Annotated in this window: 16 protein-coding genes; 13 read left to right on the top strand and 3 right to left on the bottom strand. The window is 39.3% G+C overall.

Translation table 11 applies throughout. The annotated features are described in order from the left end of the window. Positions 1-192: 192 nt before the first annotated feature. Positions 193-1,398, top strand: coding sequence for a PQQ-dependent sugar dehydrogenase (locus ACVWYN_RS04960; protein ID WP_457287726.1), 1,206 nt, complete (start codon positions 193-195; stop codon positions 1,396-1,398). A gap of 29 nt (positions 1,399-1,427) precedes the next feature. Here the strand turns inward: ACVWYN_RS04960 and ACVWYN_RS04955 are convergent, their stop codons facing one another. Continuing rightward, positions 1,428-2,120 carry a porin family protein gene (locus ACVWYN_RS04955; protein ID WP_457287725.1) on the bottom strand — a complete coding sequence of 231 codons (693 nt, stop codon included), beginning with the start codon at positions 2,118-2,120 and terminating at the stop codon, positions 1,428-1,430. Between the two features lie 109 nt (positions 2,121-2,229). Here ACVWYN_RS04955 and ACVWYN_RS04950 point away from each other — a divergent pair, with 109 nt between their 5' ends. From ACVWYN_RS04950 to ACVWYN_RS04940, 3 genes are all read left to right on the top strand, one after another. After that, the gene (locus ACVWYN_RS04950; protein WP_457287724.1) at positions 2,230-3,054 is read left to right on the top strand and encodes a sulfurtransferase; all 825 of its coding nucleotides are present in this window, start codon (positions 2,230-2,232) and stop codon (positions 3,052-3,054) included. 65 nt (positions 3,055-3,119) lie between these two features. Further along, positions 3,120-5,846 (top strand): outer membrane beta-barrel protein, encoded by a 2,727-nt coding sequence (locus ACVWYN_RS04945; protein ID WP_457287723.1) that lies wholly within the window; start codon positions 3,120-3,122, stop codon positions 5,844-5,846. A gap of 2 nt (positions 5,847-5,848) precedes the next feature. Further along, entirely contained in the window at positions 5,849-6,619 is a 771-nt protein-coding gene (locus tag ACVWYN_RS04940) for a GLPGLI family protein (protein ID WP_457287722.1), read from the top strand. 2 nt (positions 6,620-6,621) lie between these two features. Here ACVWYN_RS04940 and ACVWYN_RS04935 read toward each other — a convergent pair whose 3' ends face one another. Continuing rightward, positions 6,622-7,740, bottom strand: coding sequence for a Gfo/Idh/MocA family protein (locus ACVWYN_RS04935; protein ID WP_457287721.1), 1,119 nt, complete (start codon positions 7,738-7,740; stop codon positions 6,622-6,624). Between the two features lie 148 nt (positions 7,741-7,888). On the opposite strand from ACVWYN_RS04935, the gene ACVWYN_RS04930 reads away from it, so the two are divergent. From ACVWYN_RS04930 to ACVWYN_RS04900, 7 genes are all read left to right on the top strand, one after another. Further along, a complete protein-coding gene (locus tag ACVWYN_RS04930; protein ID WP_457287720.1) occupies positions 7,889-10,162 on the top strand; it encodes a glycosyl hydrolase family 95 catalytic domain-containing protein in 2,274 nt (757 codons plus the stop codon). An 88-nt stretch (positions 10,163-10,250) separates the two neighbouring features. Beyond that, positions 10,251-12,980 carry a TonB-dependent receptor gene (locus ACVWYN_RS04925; protein ID WP_457287719.1) on the top strand — a complete coding sequence of 910 codons (2,730 nt, stop codon included), beginning with the start codon at positions 10,251-10,253 and terminating at the stop codon, positions 12,978-12,980. Positions 12,981-13,099: 119 nt separating this feature from the next. Continuing rightward, a complete protein-coding gene (gene uxuA, locus ACVWYN_RS04920) occupies positions 13,100-14,284 on the top strand; it encodes a mannonate dehydratase (protein ID WP_457287718.1) in 1,185 nt (394 codons plus the stop codon). Position 14,285: 1 nt separating this feature from the next. Beyond that, a complete protein-coding gene (gene uxaC / locus ACVWYN_RS04915) occupies positions 14,286-15,698 on the top strand; it encodes a glucuronate isomerase (protein WP_457287717.1) in 1,413 nt (470 codons plus the stop codon). Positions 15,699-15,813: 115 nt separating this feature from the next. Continuing rightward, positions 15,814-16,656: a 5-dehydro-4-deoxy-D-glucuronate isomerase gene (kduI, locus tag ACVWYN_RS04910; RefSeq protein WP_457287716.1), complete on the top strand. Its 843-nt coding sequence runs from the start codon at positions 15,814-15,816 to the stop codon at positions 16,654-16,656. Positions 16,657-16,659: 3 nt separating this feature from the next. Then, on the top strand, positions 16,660-17,799 hold the full coding sequence (locus tag ACVWYN_RS04905; RefSeq protein WP_457287715.1) for a DUF4861 family protein: 1,140 nt from the start codon (positions 16,660-16,662) through the stop codon (positions 17,797-17,799). A 1-nt stretch (position 17,800) separates the two neighbouring features. Next, entirely contained in the window at positions 17,801-18,571 is a 771-nt protein-coding gene (locus ACVWYN_RS04900; protein ID WP_457287714.1) for an SDR family NAD(P)-dependent oxidoreductase, read from the top strand. A gap of 3 nt (positions 18,572-18,574) precedes the next feature. Here ACVWYN_RS04900 and ACVWYN_RS04895 read toward each other — a convergent pair whose 3' ends face one another. Then, positions 18,575-19,447 carry an AraC family transcriptional regulator gene (locus ACVWYN_RS04895; protein WP_457287713.1) on the bottom strand — a complete coding sequence of 291 codons (873 nt, stop codon included), beginning with the start codon at positions 19,445-19,447 and terminating at the stop codon, positions 18,575-18,577. 302 nt (positions 19,448-19,749) lie between these two features. Between ACVWYN_RS04895 and ACVWYN_RS04890 the strand changes: the two genes are divergently transcribed. Continuing rightward, on the top strand, positions 19,750-20,316 hold the full coding sequence (locus ACVWYN_RS04890) for a UbiX family flavin prenyltransferase (RefSeq protein WP_457287712.1): 567 nt from the start codon (positions 19,750-19,752) through the stop codon (positions 20,314-20,316). 31 nt (positions 20,317-20,347) lie between these two features. Next, positions 20,348-21,667 carry a tRNA (N(6)-L-threonylcarbamoyladenosine(37)-C(2))-methylthiotransferase MtaB gene (gene mtaB, locus ACVWYN_RS04885; RefSeq protein WP_457287711.1) on the top strand — a complete coding sequence of 440 codons (1,320 nt, stop codon included), beginning with the start codon at positions 20,348-20,350 and terminating at the stop codon, positions 21,665-21,667. The last annotated feature ends 22 nt before the right edge of the window (positions 21,668-21,689 follow it).

Below are 21,689 nucleotides of genomic sequence, written 5' to 3'. Positions count from 1 at the left end.
GTGCTCAACATTACTATTAAGTTAATTCTCCCATATAAATATATTCATAAATTACGCTTGTTAAATGACAATAATGTTAACAAAATACTAGGTGGCTTCCCAGAGGAATAGACTAATTTTGTAAAAATAATGTTGTAATTAAACATAATGTCCTTATTGTTGTAGTTTAACTGAAAATAATCCACGATCCCTATGAAGTATTCAAAAATGTATAAACCGTTTGTCTTTGGTATGTTTCTGCTATCAGCAAGTTCAGCTGCTTTTGCGCAAGCTGGTCAGCCAGTTGAAAAGAATAAAGCCAATAGTGAGTATAAGCCAGCCTTTGCCGGACAGACCCGTATTGGTAGTGTTACTACTGCTACTTCATACGTATCAACAGTTATTAGTGCAGACTTAAAAGGAGCATGGGGTATGCATGTTTTGCCAGATGGTCGCTTATTGATCAGCAGTAAACCTGGAACGATGCAAATATTTACAACTGCTGGTAAACTTGATAAAACGATTACTGGATTTCCGGCCGTGCAGTTTGAAGGACAGGGTGGTTTGTTGGATGTAAATATAGATCCTGAGTTTACAAAGAACCGCATGGTTTACTGGACTTATGCACAACCTGGCGATGACGGTGCTACGCTTGCCGTGGCTAAGGGAAAGTTATCAGCTGATGAAACTAAATTAGAAAATGTAAGTGTGATATTTGAAGCCGCCCCCCGCTATAAAGGAGCAGGTCAGTTTGGTTCGCGCCTGGTATTTGATAAACAAGGAAATATCTTTGTTAGTTCAGGCGATCGTCAGTCTAATGAAATACGTGTAAAAGCACAAGAACTAGGCGCTACTACCGGTAAAATTATCTACATTACTAAAGAAGGAAAGCCTGTTTCAGGTAATCCATTTGTGAAAACACCAGATGCTAAACCAGAGATCTATGCGTATGGTTTCCGTAATCCTGATGGCTTAGCCATCAATCCACTAACTGGTGATCTTTGGGAAGCTGAATTTGGTCCGCGTGGAGGTGATGAGGTTAACTTAATTAAAGCAGGTGGTAACTATGGTTGGCCTTTTATTACCTATGGTATTGAATATAGTGGTAAGAAAGTTTATGATGGAATCCAACAAAAAGAAGGTACCGTACAACCTGTATATTATTGGGATCCTAGTGTTTCGCCAGGTTGTATGATGTTTTATACTGGTAACATTGCTGAATGGAAAAACAACCTGTTTTTAGGTGCATTGGGCGCTCAACATATCGTTCGTTTGGTAATCAAAGACAACAAAGTAGTTGGTGAAGAGCGCCTGCTTGCTGATAAAAATGAACGCTGGCGCTGCATGGCAACTGGTAAAGACGGTGCTATTTATGCTGCAACTGATGGAGGTAAATTGTACAGGATAGCTAAGAATTAGCTTTTATTACAAATAGGGTACCGTTGGGATTAGAAGCTGTAGGCCGCCGTTAAGCCAATAGATTTGTTTCTGACACTACTTTCAGACCGATAATCAGACCACCTTGGTTGTAGATTTGCAATTCCTTGTTGCACATTAAAGGATATGGAATAATTGCTGCAAAATGAATACCCCACACTGAAATGTACGCCATAGTCCCAAGGTTTAGCGTAAACATAGGTGCCGTAATCACCATAAGACGCATCGCTTTGGAATTTTATGTCCCCTTTATTACCTATTGCAATATCGCCTATAATGACATCTGATTTTGAAGTCCATTTACCTCCGGTTCCATATCCAACGTACGGTCCGGCTGCAAACAGTAGTTTACCTTCACCAATTTGCTTAGCGTATATGAAATCTATCGGCAACTCAAAATAGGATACCATTGCTTTGAAGTCTTCTCCAAAGCCGTAACGGTTTGTTGCTCCACGCTCTTTAAAGCCTCTTCTTGCATATGCAATAGCAGGTTGGATGGAAAATTGATCAGATAGCTGGAGATTTATACCTAACCCTGCATAAATTCCTGGTATTGAATAAGTTTTTTCCTGGGTTCCACTGTCGTCCTTTGCGATGACATTGGCATAATTTAGTCCGGCTTTTACATTAAGTTTTACCTGTGCGAAGCAGATTCCGCTAAGCGATGTAAAGAAACACATGAAAAACAATTTTTTGATGCTCATAATCGCGATAAGTTTAGATAATAGACTAGCAATATATAGAATACGAGTAGAATAAGCTAAATGCTACAGTTGTAAAGCAGATTATTATCTTTGGGCAAAGTGAATAGATATGTCTGTAAAAATCTCCCCAATTATACAACCTGAAGAACTGGTTACGCTAAGTTTATCTGAACATATTGTCATTGTGGATGCCAGTGCAGGGTCTAAAGTCCGCTTTGATGAACAGCATTTGGCGGGTGCTTTTTTTGCAGATGTGAACAACGACCTGGCAAATATTGGAGATTTTGCAATAGGAGGCAGGCACCCACTGCCAACTTTTGAGCAGTTTAGCTCGTTTCTTGCAAAATTAGGAATTTCTAAAGGTACCCATGTCATAGTTTACGATGATAAAAATGGCGGTAATGCCGCAGCACGTTTGTGGTGGATGCTGAGGGCTGTTGGTCATGATAAAGTTCAGGTCATTAATGGAGGTTATGACGCTGCGGTAAAGGCAGGGTTTCCAACTGATGCTTGCGTAGAAATTCCAAAGGCTGTTCCCCGTTATGACATGACTTCATGGGAGTTGGGTTTAGCTGATATGGCCGAAGTGGAAGAAGTGGTACAAAAGGATGATCATATCGTGATTGATGTTCGCGATGCCAATCGCTATGCCGGCTTAACGGAACCGATTGATTTAGTAGCAGGTCACATTCCAGGTGCGATTAATATCCCCTATACCGAAAATTTAGATTCAAGTGGTTCCTACCTTTCCCCTGAAGTACTGAAAGAAAAATACTTGAAAGCGCTTGAGGGTGTTGATCCTAAGCATGTAATTGTACATTGCGGTTCTGGAATTACAGCTTGTCATACTTTGCTGGCGATGGACTATGCCAGATTGGATATCCCTAAATTGTACGTAGGTTCCTGGAGCGAATGGAGCAGGAATAAATTGTAATTTATCGGTTACATTGTGATTAACTAATTGCTTGGTTTTATATTGCTTTACCAAATATAACGCTCATGAAATTAATGGTACTGATAGTGATGCTATCATTTCTCTCTTTTTTTTCTGCATCTGCGCAAACTGATTTTTCTGTAAAGGGAATGGTGATAGATACCACTTCAAAAAGCAACTTAGAGAAAGCTACTGTTTGTGTGCTTAATGCCAAAGATTCTACGCTTCAAAAATTTACTTACACCAACAAAGCAGGTTTTGATATCAAAAACCTGCAGGCAGGTAAGTATCTGATCATGATCACTTATCCTGATTATGTGGACTTTGTAGAAAATTTCACGCTTGATGCTGCCAAACCTAGTTATAACTTCAGTAGGATAGGTATGATATTAAAGGCTACCTTGCTAAACGAAGTGATTGTGAAGGCAAGGATTGTGGCAATAAAGATTAAAGGGGATACCACCGAGTTTAATGCTGCTGCTTACGCCACGCAAAAGAATGCAAAAGCAGATGATCTGTTGAAGCAATTACCTGGAATGAAGATTAACCAGAGTGGCGCCATCATTTTTCAGGGTGAACAAGTAAGCAAATTGTTGGTAGACGGGGAGGAGTTTTTTAGTGATGATCCAACCCTTGTTTCTAAAACTATTAGGGCTGATATGGTGAGTAAAGTTCAGGTATATGATCAAAAAAGTGATGCTGCTAAGAAAACAGGTATTGATGATGGAATAAAGGTGAAGACCATAAATTTAGTGCTGAGCGAAGACAAAAGGAAGGGTGTTTTTGGTAAGTTGGATGGGGGTTATGGTACTGATAACTTTTATAGCGAACAGGCAATGGTTAATAAGTTTGATGTTAAAAAGAAGATCTCAGCTTATGGCAATTTTGGAAATACCGGTAAGGTTGGTTTAGATGGTTCTGACAATTCAAAATATGGGTTTGGGTATAGTGGACGTGAATATTACGGTAATGGAATTCCAATTGCCCGCGACGCGGGAATGCATTTTGATACCAAATGGAACAAGGACAAACAGAACATCAATGCCAATTATAAGATAGGCGCACTGAATGTGGATGGCAACAGCAGCTCAATTACACAAAATAATTTACCGGGTAATTTTAATCTCAGAAGCAATGCCGGCAGCTTTAATAGTTACACTTTTAATCAGTCGCTTAGCGGTTCATTTAACTCTAAAATTGATTCTACCTCCGATCTTAATGTGAATTATAGTGGGAATACTGGTAATGGAACGTATAACGGCAGTAACAACGCCTACACGGTACGTGGAAATGGGATTCTGCAAAATACCAATGTAACTTCTTCTATAAGTGATAGAAAAAATGAATCTGCCAATGCTAGCGCCAGCTACACCAAACGGCTCAATAAAAATGGGCGCAGCATTTCAATAAATGGCTCAACAAATTTATCTGATTATGAAAGCTCTGGTTATCAGCTTTCTGATTTAAAATATTATAACACACTTGGGAATGTAGAAAGCCAGGAAAGCATTGATCAATTTAAGCCCTCCAAAACTGGAAACAGCAATGTTTCAGGAGGTTTTAATTATTCTGATAAATTTTCTAAGACTTTGTCTTTTAATGCAGGCTATAATTATTCAAGAAGTGTAAAGGATAATACCAATAAATCTTTCAATAAATCGGGTTCCGGACAATTTAACATGTTGGATTCTATTTTTAGCAGTGATTTCAGTCTGGTTAATTTATCTAATAAATACAACTTCTCTTTGCGCTATGCGAATGGCGATAAAAGCAATGCGAGTATTGGTAGTAGTATAGGTAATGATGGATTAAAGCAGACAGATAAATTTATAGTAGGGAATACGATTAGTCGAAAATTCATTAACTGGGCCCCCAATGCCAGCTATTACTATAAACTGAGCAAATCATCAAACATCAGTTTAAGTTATTATGGATATACGCAACAACCAAGTATTTACGACCTGCAGCCGCTTCGACAGAATTACGATCCTTTAAACATCTATGTTGGTAATCCAGGTTTGAAGCCTTCATTTTCGAGTACATTAAATTACAGGTATTACCTGTATGAGCCAACCCTAGATAGGGGTATTAATTTTAGGGGCTATTTTGGGAATACCATAAATCCGATAGTGAGCAATAGAAATACAGATTCTTTAGGGGTGAACACCTATATGTCGTCTAATATAAAAGGCAAACAGCGAAGTTCTTACCAGGTTTATGGAGAGGTATATGGTCATGCCACCAAGCTTGATTTTATTGTTTTTATAGGTATGACAATTGATGGAAGCAGTAACTATAGTTATATAAATAGTCAGCTTCAAAAAACTAAATTAACTACCTATTCTCCAGAATTTGAAATTAGAAAGAACCAGACTGTCTATTCTTACTATATAGACTTATCACCCAAATTTACGTTAAACTCCTCCTCTCTGCAGACAGTAAACAACAACTCAAAAGGATTTAATGCTGATTTAGGTTATTACACAAAGTTGCCGCGTAATTTCTTTATGGGTTCTGATATGAATTATAAATTTACCGCCAAGAATAAGGTATTCGACAGAAAATTTGAGCAGTTACTTTTAAAAACCTATTTCGGACGGTCATTTCTAAAGGAAGAAGGATTAAAACTTTCTATTACCGCAAATGATCTCTTTAATCAGAATACAGGCTATAGTAGGACAGGATACGATGGTAGTTTTACAGAATCCCGCAATACAGCAATAGGCAGGTATTTTATGTTTTCGGCTAGCTGGGATTTCAGCAAATTTGGTAAATCAATGCAAAATAAATAACCATGAGAAAGTTAATTGTAACGATGTTTTGCTTAGTGATAGCTGGGAATTTGAGCTCTAGGGCCCAACAAAATAAATTTATAACAAGCGGCAGCATAGAGTTTGAGCGTACCGCTAATATGTTTGCGCTGGTAAAAAAGAAGATTACAAAGAATTCGTTGGAGGTTAAGCCTCATTATGAGCAGTATCTGAGAACTGAACCGCAATTTAGGGTGCTAAAAAGTAAACTCGTTTTTTCTGAAACGGCAACGTTGTTTACTCCCGTTCCACCCGAAAGATCGGTTTATTATCAATATGATAGCCCGATGGCCAATCAGCTCAATATTGTATACTCCAATCTGGCCGATGGAACCAGCACCATTCAAAAGGATTTTTATGAACGCACTTTTTTGGTTAAGGACAAAATCCGTAACATCAAATGGAAGATAACAGATGAAATACGCATTATTGCAGGTTACAACTGCAGGAGGGCTAATGGATTGGTTTTGGATTCCATCTATGTTGTAGCTTTTTATACAGATGAGATCCATGTTTCTGGTGGTCCGGAATCATTTAATGGTTTGCCTGGAATGATCCTGGGTGTTGCCGTGCCCCATGAAAATGTAACCTGGTTTGCTACCAAAGTAAATGAAATGGACGTGGAAGCTAAGGCTATTGAAGCCCCTAAAAAAGGTAAAGTGGTAAACAATAAGGAACTGTTTGACGACATTATGAAGGCAATCAGCAATACCGGCGATTATGCCATTGTAGCATTGAAAGGCCTTTTATTATAACATTACAATTTTAAAACTACCTTGCTGCCGGTTTTTGCTGCCATGTAAATGGCATCAATGATCTTAAGGTCTTTAACTGCTTCCTCTCCATCTATAGGTACAATTGGTTTTTTATCATCAAAGATAATCTGGGCCATTTCTTCCATTTGCACCGTTTGATGTACGGTAATTGGCTGATCTAATTCGCCTTTATGCGTTCTACCTTTAATCGGACCGTAGCCGGTAGAAGGCTGCAGTTCTGCAAAGCCCTTCTCCCCATTAAGGAAAAATTTATCCAGGTTGTTCATGTTGTATGTAGATAAGCAGGAAGCCGTTGCACCACTAGGAAAGCCGAACTGGAATTGTATGGTCTCATCTACACCGTCCTTAAATTTAATTGGATCTGTCTTGGTTTCCTGTGCGGTAACCCATACCGGTTCTTCCCCCACCATATACCTTGCTCCGTTTATGGCGTAGATGCCTATATCCATCATAGAACCGCCACCAGCAAGCTGTTTGTTTAAACGCCATTGAGCAGGATCGCCTGCACGAAACCCACAAAGTCCCTGGAAAAAAGTGATCTTTCCAAACTCACCTGCGTTTCTCATTCTGATGACTTCTAGTGTTCTGGGTTCAAAATGCATGCGGTAACCCACTAACAATTTAACTTTTGCTTTTTTGCAGGCATCAACCATTTCCTGACCCTCTTTAGCATTTACTGCCATTGGTTTTTCGCAGATGGCATGTTTACCGGCTTTGGCAACGCGAATTACCTGGTTGTGGTGTAAAGCATTTGGTGTGATCACATATACGGCATCGATATCAGGATTGTTCTTAATCTGATCGAAGTTTTGATAGTTATAACAGTTCTTTTCTGGAATGTTGTATTTACTTTGCCAGTCTTTAATTTTTGAAGGCGTTCCACTGATAACACCAACTAGTTTGGCTTTGGTGCAGGCCTGCATGGCATCCGCTACGCGGGAACCATAACTACCCAAGCCCATAATGGCTACTCTTAAAACTGGACCGTCATATCTTTCATTAGTTAAGATATTATTTTCTGCCCAGCTATTGAGTGGTGTTAACTGTAGCATAAGGGTTGATAAGCCTATATTTTGAAGGAAGTTTCTGCGTGTATTCATGACCTCTATGTATTTAGCATAATATTAAGCAATATATTCAAAGTGCCGAATTATCCATCGAATTAATTGTTTTTGGAATTGATTTGTGCTTGCAAGCCTTTACATTTGAGATGATCGGTATTGCATAGTATTGAAATACAAACCAAATATGAAACATATAAAACTTATTAACCAGGCATTTTTACTGTTCTTTTTAATAGCGACAGCACAAGCGCAGGTAAAGAAGGTAACAGCTTTAGAGGCTGACTTGAAAATCTGGGATAACAAGCCTGCAAAGGTTTGGATGACCGATGCCTATCCTATAGGAAATGGGAGGATAGGAGGAATGGTTTTTGGTGGTGTATACAACGAACATGTGCAGTTTAATGATAATACGCTGTGGACTGGCAATGAAATGGACAGGGGCGCTTATCAGGCTTTTGGAGATTTATTTATTGACCTTAACGGTAAAGATCAGGAAATTCCGACTGATTATAAAAGAGTGCTTAACCTCAACAAATCATTACATGAGGTTTCATATAGCAAAGATAATGTTTTTTACAAGCGTGAGTATTTTTGCAGCTTTCCAGATAAGGTGATGGTGCTTCGCTTTACTGCGACAAAAAAAGGGGCTTATTCTGGGGTTATCAGACTAAAAGATGAACATGGTTCTCCGGTGAAAGCAGATGGAAATACCATATCTATAACGGGTAAGTTGAGTAACGATATGATGTATCAGGCAGATGCAAAGGTATCTACTACAGGCGGTACTGCCATTGCAGAAAGCGATGGAAAGGGTGGTATGCAGCTGAGAATAAGTAATGCTGATGCTTTTACCATATACATGGCTGCCGCAACCGATTTTGAAAATGACAGGTCACGTAACTGGAAAGGTGAGACCCCTGCTGTTAAGAATGCAGGGGTAATTACTCAGGCTGTTGCAAAGCCATATGCTACTTTGCTAAGCGATCACTTAAAAGATTACCAGCAACTATTTGGTCGCGTTTCTCTAAATCTGGGTTCGTCCAGCCCTTCTATTTTAAAGGAGCCTACCTATAAAAGACTTTTGGATTACAAGAAAATTCCCGATCCAGAATTGGAAACGCTTATTTTTCAATATGGGCGTTACCTGTTGATCAGTTCTTCGAGAAAGGGAGGCTTGCCAGCCAATTTGCAAGGCTTATGGAATGAAAGTAATAACCCGCCATGGGGAAGTGATTACCATACCAATATTAATCTGCAGATGAACTACTGGTTGGCTGAGCCAGCAAATCTTTCTGAATGTCATTTCCCTTATCTGGATCATATAAATGCCATTAGGGAGGTAAGAAAAATCAATACGCAAAAGGAATATCCTGGTGTTCGAGGCTGGACATTACGTACAGAAAGTAATCCTTTTGGAGGGGAGAGTTACCTTTGGAATACTCCGGGAAGTGCCTGGTATGCGCAAGCTTTATGGGAACATTATGCGTATACGAAGGATAAAGCATACCTGAAGTCTTTTGCTTATCCGATTTTAAAGGAGATCACTGAGTTTTGGGATGACCATTTGAAACACAGGCCCGATGGAACTTTAGTGTCGCCTCTTGGCTGGTCGCCGGAGCATGGCCCTACCGAAGATGGCGTTACTCACGATCAACAGATTGTGTACGATTTGTTTACAAATTATATTGAATCTGCCGATGCTTTGGGCATCGATAAAACATACCGCGACCATGTTGTGGATTTAAAAGATCATTTATTGAAACCAAAGATTGGTAAATGGGGACAATTGCAGGAATGGGAAACTGACAGGGATGACCCTAAAGATACACACCGTCATGTTTCGCACCTTTTTGGATTACACCCCGGGAGACAGATTAGTCCTTTAACCACCCCAGAATTGGCAAATGCTGCAAAGACAAGCTTATTGGCACGAGGTGATGTATCTACCGGGTGGTCTATGGCCTGGAAAATGAATTTCTGGGCAAGGTTGCTTGATGGTGATCATGCTTATTTGATTTTGAAGAATTTTATTACACCAGTTGGTGGCTCGGGGGTGGATTATAATGAGGGTGGAGGTATATACTCAAACCTTTTCTGTGCGCATCCTCCTTTTCAAATAGATGGAAATTTTGGCTATACTGCCGGAGTTTGCGAAATGCTGGTCCAAAGTCACACCGGTGAGTTACAAATACTTCCGGCCCTGCCGAAAGCATGGTCTGACGGTGAAGTTATAGGACTGCGTGCAAGGGGCAATTTTGAGATTAGCGACTTGCAATGGAAAGATGGAAAGATCTTTAAGATTGTTATCAAATCGCTCTCGGGTGGTACTTGCCAGTTAAGAACTAGAACTGCCTTAAAAGCGTCTTTCGGTGCTTTGAAGGCAAGCACAATTGGAAATGATTTTAAATACAGTTTTGAAACCCAGGCAGGTAAGAGCTACACCTTAAGTATATCATGAAAAATGTTCTTCAATTTATATAGTTTTGGTGTTTAAATATTTTTTACGCTATATTTAAGGCTTCTAACCAACTTAATTAATTCCCTCTATGAATTTGAAACGCTCAGTTCTCGCCCTAGCCCTAATTTCTTTATTTGCTTTCGCTTTTATTCCAAAAGGCGATGATCCGGTAGATAAGATTGTGTCTGCTCTGCAAAAGTGGAATGACACCAATCCACAAGAAAAAGTTTATTTACACACTGACAAGCCGTACTATGTGGTAGGAGATACCATTTGGTTTAAAGGCTATGTCACAATTGGAAGCAAACATCAATTATCTGCATTAAGTGGTGCGCTTTATGTTGATCTGATTACCGAGTCTGACTCGCTTATTACTGCACTTAAGTTGCCTGTTACTGCAGGTATGAGTAAGGGTTCATTTGTGCTTGCAGACAGTAGTTTCCGGGAAGGTAACTACCGGATCCGTGCTTATACTCAATGGATGAGAAATGCCGGACCAGCTTATTTTTATGATAAAGTATTCAGTATAGGGAATTCTGTTACCAATCCCGTATTCGCAAAAATAGATTATGAATTTAGTAAAGATGGTGTTAAACCTGTTCTAACCGCTGTAGTGACCTATACAAACGATAAGGGAGAGCCCCTTGCAAATAAAACAGTAAACTACGACCTTTTGGAAGGGTATGATATGATCACTACCCAAAAGAAGACCACAGATAATAATGGTGTTTTACGAATTGTACTGCAGCCTGGTAAATCTGGTAAAGTTTTTGGAACAAGGATTCACAGCAAGATCAATACGGTGGACAAGCAGTTTATTACCAAAGATTTTACCGTTAAGTCTGTATCTGCATCAACCGACTTGCAATTCTTCCCTGAAAGTGGGCCGCTAGTTAGTGGTATCCGTACCAGGGTGGCTTTTAAAGCTACTGGTAGTAATGGTTTAGGTGTTGCTGTAAAAGGATTGATTACCGATGCTGAGAATAACACGGTTTCAGAATTTGAGGCACAGAACATGGGTATGGGCTTTTTTAGATTTCTCCCAGAAGCCGGCAAAACCTATCAGGCGAAGGTGACCTATCCTGATGGGTCTGAAAATGTGGTAAAACTACCTGCCGCACTCGATAAAGGGTATGTGCTTAGTGTTTATAATAACCCAGAAACCGACACGATCCTTGTAAGAATAAACGCTAGTCCTGATTTATATAAAACAGCTGGACAGACTGCTAGTCTTGTAGCGCAAACGGGAGGAAATGTTCACATGGCAACCTCTGTTCCGATTAATAAAGCAGCGGTTTCTATTTCTATACCTGCTAAAGACCTTCCATCTGGTATTGTACAGTTTACGCTGTTCTCAGCTTCTGGGGATCCGCTTAATGAACGTATTGCTTTTGTGCAGAATAATGATCTGATGGACCTTAAGCTTGGTTCTGATAAGCAAAGTTATGGTGCCAGAGAGAAGGTGGAACTTTCATTACAAGCACTGGATGACAAGAAGACGCCTATACGAGGTAATTTCTCTGTTTCTGTTATTAACGAAGCAGCGACACCTTACGATGAAACAAAAGAAAATACGATAATATCTCACATTCTATTGAGCTCTGATATTAAAGGCTATATAGAAAAACCGAATTATTATTTTAATAACCCAACTGTGGAAACCAAAAACAACCTCGACTTGTTGATGATGACGCAGGGCTACAGGAGATTTACATGGAAAGATATCATTTCTGAAACGCCTTTTAATCTGCCGTATCAAGCAGAGAAGTTGACTTCGGAAATTACAGGGAAATTATTTACACTGAGTAATAAACCGGTTGTAGGTGGAAAGGTGCTGCTTATGGCCAATAAATTAACTGGCTTGCCTGACGAGGCCATAACTGATGCAAATGGAGTTTACAAATTTAAGAACCTGTTAATAACAAGTGAAATCAGTTTCACTGTACAAGGCCAAACGGATAAGGGTGGAAAAAACGTAGAAATTAAAGTAGATAAATTGCGTGATGAGATGATGAGTCCGAATCCAAACATTGGTGACTTTGACACAGACCAGCGCAAAACCTTGCAAGCTTCTTTTGACAATAGTAAGAAACAAGAAGAGGAACTTCAGAAACGCGGAATGCTTGGGCGTACACAACAACTTAATGAGGTTCAGATTACTGCTGGAAAGAAAAAAAGAGCATTCGGATTGGATTTAATTTTGGAGGGGCATGCTGATCAGACCATTAGGTTTCTTCCAAGTGATGTCGCTTATTTAAATATTTTGGAATGGCTGAAGTTTAAAGTTCCTAATATCTCATTTAGACAAGATAACTCTGACCAATGCGGCCCGGTTGATGTTGCTGTTACAAGAGGAGAAGTGATGGCAATAATTGTAGATGGCAGGAAAATCAGTCCGTGTGAAAGTCAGGATTTTTTCTTCGGGGATCCGGCAGATATTGAACGTGTTGACGTGGTTCGTAGCAATCAGGCATTGATCAATATGATTGGTAGTGTAGGATTGTCCTTTGTTACCAAAAGAGGAATGGGCTCAACACGTAAATCGTATAATCCTTATATAGCCACTGCTCATCCAAGAGGATATAATGTTGTGAGAGAATTCTACGCTCCAGTTTACAAGAATGATGGTAATGATACTAAGGTTTCTGATTTACGATCAACCATTTACTGGAACCCATCAATAATGACAGATGCAGAAGGAAAGGCAAAGTTCAATTTCTTTAACAGTGATGGTAAAGGAACTTACAGGGTAACAGTTGAAGGTATAAATGCCGATGGTATGCTAGGAAGAAAAACATACAAGTATGAAGTAAAATAGACAGGACGCAAACGTTTTCGATAATAAAAGGGAGCTATCTTGCCTTCCATAATTGAAACTTGCACTATATTTAATACTTAAAGCAGGACTTGTTCCTGCTTTTTTTGTGATAGTAAACCATGAGTAATACCAATAGTGTGTATTCAATGACACAAACCATGCGCTGGTTTGGACCAAATGATCCGGTGAGTTTAGCTGATATAAGACAGGCTGGTTGTACTGGCGTGGTAACTGCGTTGCATCATGTGCTGAATGGCGAGGTTTGGAGTACAACAGATATTTTAAAGCACAAGCAGTTGATTGTTGAAGCAGGGTTAGATTGGGATGTGGTGGAAAGCGTTCCAGTACATGAAACCATAAAAACACAGGCGGAAGGGTTTGAAAACTACATAGAGAATTACAAAGAATCCATACGCAATTTGTCTGCCTGTGGCATTAAGGTTGTCACTTATAATTTTATGCCTGTATTAGATTGGACAAGAACCAATCTGGCTTTCGAATTGGAGAATGGGGTAAAAGCATTGAAATTTGAAAAAGCAGCGCTTGTAGCATTTGATGTTTACCTATTAAAACGTCCGCACGCAGAAAAAGAATATACAGTTGATGAATTGAACAATGGTAAAGCGCGTTATGAGCAAATGAGCGAAGAAGAACGTAAGATACTACAGCGCAATATTATAGCCGGTTTACCGGGAAGCGAGGAGAGCTTTACACTGGAACAGTTTCAAGTGGCTTTGGATACCTATAAGGGAATAGATGAAGAGACACTCCATAAACACCTCATTCATTTCCTCTCAGAAATTGTTCCGGTTGCAGATGATGCTGGAATTAAAATGGCCATACATCCAGACGACCCCCCTTATCCGATATTTGGATTACCAAGAGTAGTAAGTACCGCAGCTTTGGTTAGAGAATTATTTAATGCGGTGCCTTCCTTGAGTAATGGCCTGTGTTTCTGTACGGGTTCTTTTGGTGTCCGGCCGGATAATGACCTGCCGGAAATGATTAGGGAATTTGGCGACAGGATTCATTTCATCCATCTGCGGAGTACCAAAAGAAATGAAGATGGGGATTTTTATGAAGATAGCCACCTGGAAGGTGATGTGGATATGTACAATGTAGTTAAAGCGATCTATAAAATTCAGCAAAGGAGGAAGGTAAGCTTGCCAATGCGGCCGGACCATGGTCACCAAATGCTGGACGATTTAAAAAAGAAGACGAACCCGGGGTATTCTGGAATTGGCAGACTAAAAGGCCTTGCAGAGCTTAGAGGGTTAGAGTTTGGTATTATAAAAAGCAATTGAGATGAAAGAAGGAAATGTAATAGCTGAAGATTTTTTGCTGAATAACAGTACTTCAAAATTGCTGTATAACGACTACGCAAAAGGATTGCCTGTGATTGACTATCACAACCATTTACCACCGCAAGAAATTGCAGAAGATAAAAATTTTAGCAGCCTTACAGAAATTTGGCTTAAGGGTGATCATTACAAATGGCGAGCCATGCGTGCTTTGGGTGTTGATGAAAGATTAATTACTGGGGACGCAACTGATGAAGAGAAGTTTTTGGCTTGGGCTAAAGTTGTTCCAGCTACGGTTAGAAACCCTTTGTTTCACTGGACACATATGGAACTCAAGGATCCTTTTGGGATCAATAATTATTTAAATGAATCATCAGCAAAGGATATTTATAAGCATTGTAATGGATTGCTGACAAATAAAGATTTTTCTACCCAAGGTTTATTAAAGCATTATCAGGTAGAGATGGTTGGTACTACAGATGATCCATGTGATGATTTGAAATACCACAAAATGTTAAAAGAAAGCGATTTTAAAACTGAGGTAAAACCTTCTTTTAGGCCAGATAAAGCACTAATGATTGATAAAAATGTGCAATTCAGGCAATATGTAAATAGGCTTTCTGAAGTTAGCGGCATAGTGATAGAAGATTTGGAGTCGCTTATTACTGCGTTGATGACCAGGATAGATTACTTTGAAAACCACAATTGCAGTATTGCCGACCATGGTTTATCGGCTTTGCCATTTAATTATGCGCTTACTACCGCGGAACAAAAGGAGTTTAAAGAATTTTTAAAGGCTGAAGATACTACCTACTCTAATCCGGATGCTTTTGCCGGGTATGTATTGACTGCTCTGGCTAAGAAGTATCATGAAAAGGGCTGGGTACAACAATACCATCTTGGCGCGATAAGAAACAATAACCTTGGTATGTTTGAGAAGTTAGGCGCAGATACTGGCTACGATTCGATTGGGGATTTTAGTCAGGCTGAAAGGCTTTCTCGCTTTTTTGGTAACCTGAGCCTAACCGACCAACTCGCTAAAACCATCATTTATAATTTGAACCCTGCTGATAACGAAATGTTTGCTGCGATGACTGGTAATTTCGCCGAAGGCGGTGTTAAGGGTAAAATCCAGTTCGGATCTGGTTGGTGGTTTTTAGATCAGAAAGACGGCATAGAAAAGCAATTAAATGCACTATCTAACATGGGTCTGGTCAGTAATTTTGTTGGGATGCTTACAGATTCACGTAGTTTCTTATCCTATTCAAGGCATGATTATTTTCGCAGGATCTTATGCAATCTTTTTGGTGAAGAAATGGAGAAGGGTTTACTTCCAAACGACGAAAAGTGGATAGGGAAAATTATTAGTGATATTTGCTACTACAATGCTAAGGCATACTTTGGATTAGGGAAGTAAGAATACGATCATACTTTTTGGGCAAAAATTTACAAGAATAGATTTGATACTAAGGTTTAATAATAATTTGCAAATATTGTTTAGCTTGGCAATAACTAGATGTTAAAAGATAAAGATGAGCAATACATTTAACAGCCGCTTTGCAGTTAGTCCAACAGAGGCGAAACAGATGGATACCGTTGCGCTTAGTGGAAATTTCCTGATCGAGGATTTATTTACCGCAAACTCCGTTAACCTAACCCTGTCCCATTATGATCGGTACATAGTGGGTGGGGCTATGCCGGTTGAGGCCTCAGTTGCGCTTTCAAACCCTGACTATCTAAAGGCTGGTTATTTTTTAGAGAGAAGAGAACTGGGGATTATCAATATTGGCGGAAAGGGAAGTGTTGTGGCGAACGACGTAACGTATGAGCTTGATTTTAAAGAAGCATTGTATTTAGGCAGAGGGACTAAAAATGTGGTTTTTAGTTCGGAAAATTCTGCTGATCCAGCTAGGTTTTATCTCAACTCAGCACCAGCACATCGTGAGTATCCATCTAAAAAAGTAACGAAAGAAGAAGCAGAAATAGTTGTTCTTGGATCGCAGGAAACCGCCAATCACCGCGTAATTAATAAATTGCTAGTAAATGGAGTGATACAGACCTGCCAGCTTCAAATGGGAATGACAGAATTGAAATCCGGAAGTGTCTGGAATACAATGCCTGCTCATACCCACAATAGACGAATGGAAGTTTATTTATATTTTGAGGTGCCAACTGGCCAAAGCGTTTGCCATTTTATGGGAGAACCACAGGAAACCAGACATATCTGGGTGCAGAATGAGCAAGCAGTAATATCTCCAGATTGGTCAGTTCATGCAGGCGCAGGAACGAGTAGCTATACCTTTATTTGGGGCATGGCGGGAGAGAACCTTGACTATGGAGATATGGATCATTGTGCAATTAATCAACTGAGATAGTTTATGAGAAAGTTACTGTTATTGGTTGCTTTTGTAGTAATGCTGACAGAAGCAGGAGCGCAAACGAAAAAGGAGATTTTGGTAACAATTAAAAATCCGCGTAAAACATCAGGTGGTTTGTCGGAAACCATTTCTATAAGCTGGAAAGCAATTATAACCAAGATGCCCGGGTTAAAAGGCGGAAACCTAAAGTTGTATGATGAACAGGAGCATGCTGAGGTTCCTTACCAGCTGGAATATAGCGGATTGAATGAGCCACAAAGTCTGTTGCTAAAAGCCTCTGTTCCTGCAGGTAAATCTATCCAGTTTCGAATTACAGAAGGCAAACCGCCCCTAGTAACCCCAAAAGTTTATGGAAGATATGTTCCTGAACGTATGGATGATTTTGCCTGGGAAAATGATAAAATTGCTTTTAGGATGTATGGTAAGGCGTTAGAAGCGACCAACGAGAATGCATTTGGTTTGGATGTATGGGCTAAACGAACTGATAAAATGGTGGTAGACAAGTGGTATAAGACAGGAGATTACCATGCCGACCATGGAGACGGTCTTGATTTTTACCATGTAGGTTTTACGCTCGGGGCGGGAGACATTGCTCCTATTATTGACAGCAAAATCTTGTTCCCAAAAAATTACAGGACTTGGGAGATACTAGATAATGGCCCATTAAGGTTTGCATTTGTTTTGAAATATGATGAATGGGATGTAGCTGGCAGGGTGGTGAAAGCGAGTAAACATTATACACTTGATGCAGGTTCGCAATTAAACAGGGTTGAAGCAACGTTTACATTTGATGCGGAAAAGGGACCTTTAAGAGTTGCTACGGGTATTGTATTGAGGAAGGAACAAAATCCTGATATTCTGAAAGACAAAAATGGGATTGCAGGTTATTGGGAACCAGAGCATGGTGCTGACGGTACCTTGGGAATTGGTACAATTATGATGAAAGAAAAGCCTGAGGTTATCATTAAATCAGAACATCTGTTAACCTTGGTAAATGCCGCTAGTAATAAACCTGTAGTTTATTATAACGGTGCAGCTTGGAGTAAAGGAGGTAAAATTATCAGCTCAAAACAATGGTTTAGTTATTTAGAAGATTTTAGGCAGACGTTAATTGAGCCCCTTATTATTACTTTAAAATAACATGGCAATAATGGAATTATTTAAGCTGAACGGACAAACTGCTTTAGTAACCGGGTGTAATAAAGGTATTGGTAAATCCATGGCCATAGCCCTTGCAGAAGCAGGTGCAGATATTATAGGGGTATCTGCAAATTTACCACTAATGCATAGTGAAGTTGAACAATCTGTTGTAGCCAAAGGTAGAAGATTCTATGCTTATCAATGCGATTTTTCCGATAGGGATTCCTTGTTAAGTTTTTGTAATCAGGTAAAGTTGAATCATCTTGTGATTGATATATTAGTTAATAATGCCGGAACGATTTTACGAAAGCCGATTGCAGAACATCCAGACAATTATTGGGATGAAGTTATAGCGGTAAACCAAACAGCTCCATTTATACTGACTCGTGAAATAGGCAGGGATATGGTAGCAAGAAGAAAAGGAAAGGTTATTTTTATTGCTTCGCTACTAACATTTCAAGGAGGGATAAATGTGCCTGGTTATGCCGCCAGCAAGGGTGCTATTGGTCAGCTAACAAAAGCATTTGCAAATGAATGGGCGGCAAGTGGTGTAAACGTGAACGCGATAGCACCAGGATATGTCTCAACAGCTAATACTACTGCGTTAAGAGCGGATGAAAGTAGGAGTAAGTCAATATTGGAAAGAATCCCTGCCGGTAGGTGGGGCCAGCCGGAAGATTTTGAAGGTCCGGTGGTCTTCCTGGCTTCTGCTGCTTCTAATTACATACATGGATCCATCGTTACCGTAGACGGGGGTTGGATGGGTAGGTAGCAATTAAGATTTGTTTAGGTAGGATTTTTGATAAGTAAGCGGACTTTTGCCTGTGATCACCTTAAAATGCTTATGAAAACTTGCAAAGTTATTAAAGCCGCTTTCATAGCAAATTTGCTTAACATTCATAATATCTTCGATTAATAATTTGCAGGCGTGTCCCACTCTTATTTCACTAATAAATTGTGTGTAAGTTTTTCCAGTTCTGGATTTAAAATAGCGGCAAAAAGAATTGGGACTGATGCTTGCTACTGAAGACATTTCTTCCATTTGTATTTTTCGCTTAAAATTGGCTATAGAATAATTGTATATGGTGTTGATCCTGTCATTCTCCTTATCTTCATAATTGTGCCTAAATCCTATAGATGAGAGTTGTGTAAGCTGAGCCGAAGCCTCGATTGCTGCAAGCGCCTCCATTAGGTAGATGATCCGCTTTGGGCCTTCGGCCAAAAGTATGAATTCCATCAGTTCCCCTATATGCTTCTTCTGTTTATCGTTAACTTTAAGGCCGCGTTGGGCTTTTTCCAGTATGGTTTTTAAAATCTTATTTTCAGGTAGCGCCAAAAATTGACTTCCCCAAAAATTCTCTCCAAAATGTACCACCAATACGTCGGCATTTGTTTTCTGTTCTTCATTAAAATAAATGTCATCAAAACGCCAATAGTGAGGAAGGTGAGCGCCTACCAACAATACGTCGCCTGAACGGAAGCGTTTTATGCTGTCACCGATGAATTGTGTCCCGTTTCCTTTCTTGAAATAGATCAGTTCCACTTCCGCATGGTAATGCCACTTATTATTTATATAGGGAACTTCATCTCGCCTCGCACTAAAAGAATTTACCGGGTTGTTAGATACTTTTAGTAGCTGAGGTTTCATTCAATTTGGTTATTTAGAAAAGTATAAAGTTATAAAATCTTTAAATAATACCTAATTTTATAATTCTGGATAAGATGCCTGACAAAATCGCTTAGTTTTTAGTTCCTTTTAGGTTTTTCAGGTTTAACCAATAGATATTTATAATTCGTTTAAAAAAAGGTTGTATAAACTTTCATTTATTCAAAAAGATAATTACATTTGAGCTTACCCTTTCGGGGGTATGTTTTTCATAGGTAGATGTAGGGTCGAATATTTATATTCGGCCCTTTTTTATTTTTGGGTTTCTTATCTTTACTTAATCTATGAAAAAGAAAAAGATTATTGTAGCAGTTACGGGTGCCAGCGGTTCTATTTACGCAAAAGTGTTGTTGGATAACCTTCTTAAACTAACCGACCAGATTGAAAGAATTGGTGTAGTTATGTCTGATAATGCCAAGGAAGTTTGGCAATTCGAATTAGGCAATAAAGAATTTGGAAACTATCCATTCGATTTTTATCAGAAAATGGATTTCAATGCACCATTTGCTTCAGGTTCTGCTAAATTTGATACCATGATCATTATTCCATGCTCAATGGGTACACTTGGAAGAATAGCCAGTGGTATTTCAAATGATTTGATCTCCAGATCGGCTGACGTGATTTTAAAAGAACGGCGGAAGTTGATTGCAGTAGTAAGGGATACCCCCTTTAGCCTTATCCATATTAATAACATGAAAACAGTAACAGAAGCCGGAGGAATTATCTGCCCCGCTAATCCATCTTACTATAGCCTGCCCAAAACTCTGGAAGACGTAGCGGGCACGGTTGTAAGCAGGGTGATTGACCTTGCAGGACTGGAGCAGGATTCCTATAGATGGAATGAATCATAGTTTCATTTAAAAACTTATCTTTGCATCTTCAATGAGGAAAGTCGCGTTTTATACTTTAGGTTGTAAGTTGAATTTCTCAGAAACTTCAACTATAGGAAGACTATTTACAGATGCCGGTTATGCAGTGGTAGATTTTACTGCCGGCGCAGATGTATATGTAATAAATACCTGCTCAGTTACAGATCATGCAGATAAAAAGTGCCGTAAAGTAGTTAAGGAAGCTTTAAAATATTCCCCACATGCTTACGTTACTATTGTTGGTTGTTATGCTCAGCTAAAACCAACTGAGATTGCTGAGATTGAAGGAGTAGATATGGTTTTGGGCGCTGCGGAGAAATTTAGAATTGTAGAGTACATCTCTGATTTAACTAAGCAACCTAAAGCTATTATTCATCAGCAAAATATCGAAAAAGTAAATCATAACTTCGTTGCCTCTTATTCTTTTGGTGATCGTACCCGTACTTTTTTAAAAGTTCAGGATGGCTGTGATTACCCATGTACCTATTGCACGATACCACTGGCTCGGGGAAACAGCAGAAGCGATACCATTGAAAATGTGGTAAACAGAGCACGTCAGGTTGCTGAAAGCGGTGTAAAGGAAATTGTGTTAACTGGTGTCAATCTTGGTGATTTTGGTATCAGAAATGGAGAGAGAGAGGATAAGTTCTTTGATCTTGTAAAGGCACTCGACGAAGTTGAAGGCATTGAAAGAATAAGGATTTCATCTATTGAACCAAATTTGCTTAGCAATGAGATTATAGAATTTGTAGCTAAAGCAAAGAGATTTGTACCTCATTTTCATATTCCTTTGCAATCTGGATCTAATAAAATACTAGGATTGATGCGACGGAGGTATCAGCGTGAACTGTATATAGAACGAGTAGCAAAGATTAAGTCTATCATGCCAGATTGCTGCATAGGGGTGGATGTGATTGTCGGTTTTCCAGGTGAAACACACGATGATTTTCTGGATACTTATCAGTTCTTAAACGAGCTTGATATATCTTATCTGCATGTATTTACCTACTCTGAGCGGGAGCAAACGGCCGCTGCTGAAATGTCTGGTGCAGTTGTTGGACGTGTTCGTGGAGAACGCAATAAAATGCTCCACATTTTATCTGACAAGAAAAGAAGAGCTTTTTATCAAAGTCAGGTAGGATCATTAGCTCAAGTCTTATTCGAAGATGAGCATAGAGATGGTTTTATGCATGGTTTTACTAAGAACTACGTTAAGGTAAAAGCGAAATACGATCCCGTAATGGTAAATGAAATAAAGACCGTTAAATTGGTAGCCATGACTGCAGACGGGGAGGTAGAAGTTGCAGAAACAAACCAATTTTTAGTGCATTAATCCTATATTCGCATAAATTTTA

The sequence above is a fragment of the Pedobacter sp. UYP24 genome (genome assembly GCF_054057295.1).
This window is presented reverse-complemented; position numbering and strand designations above follow the sequence as displayed.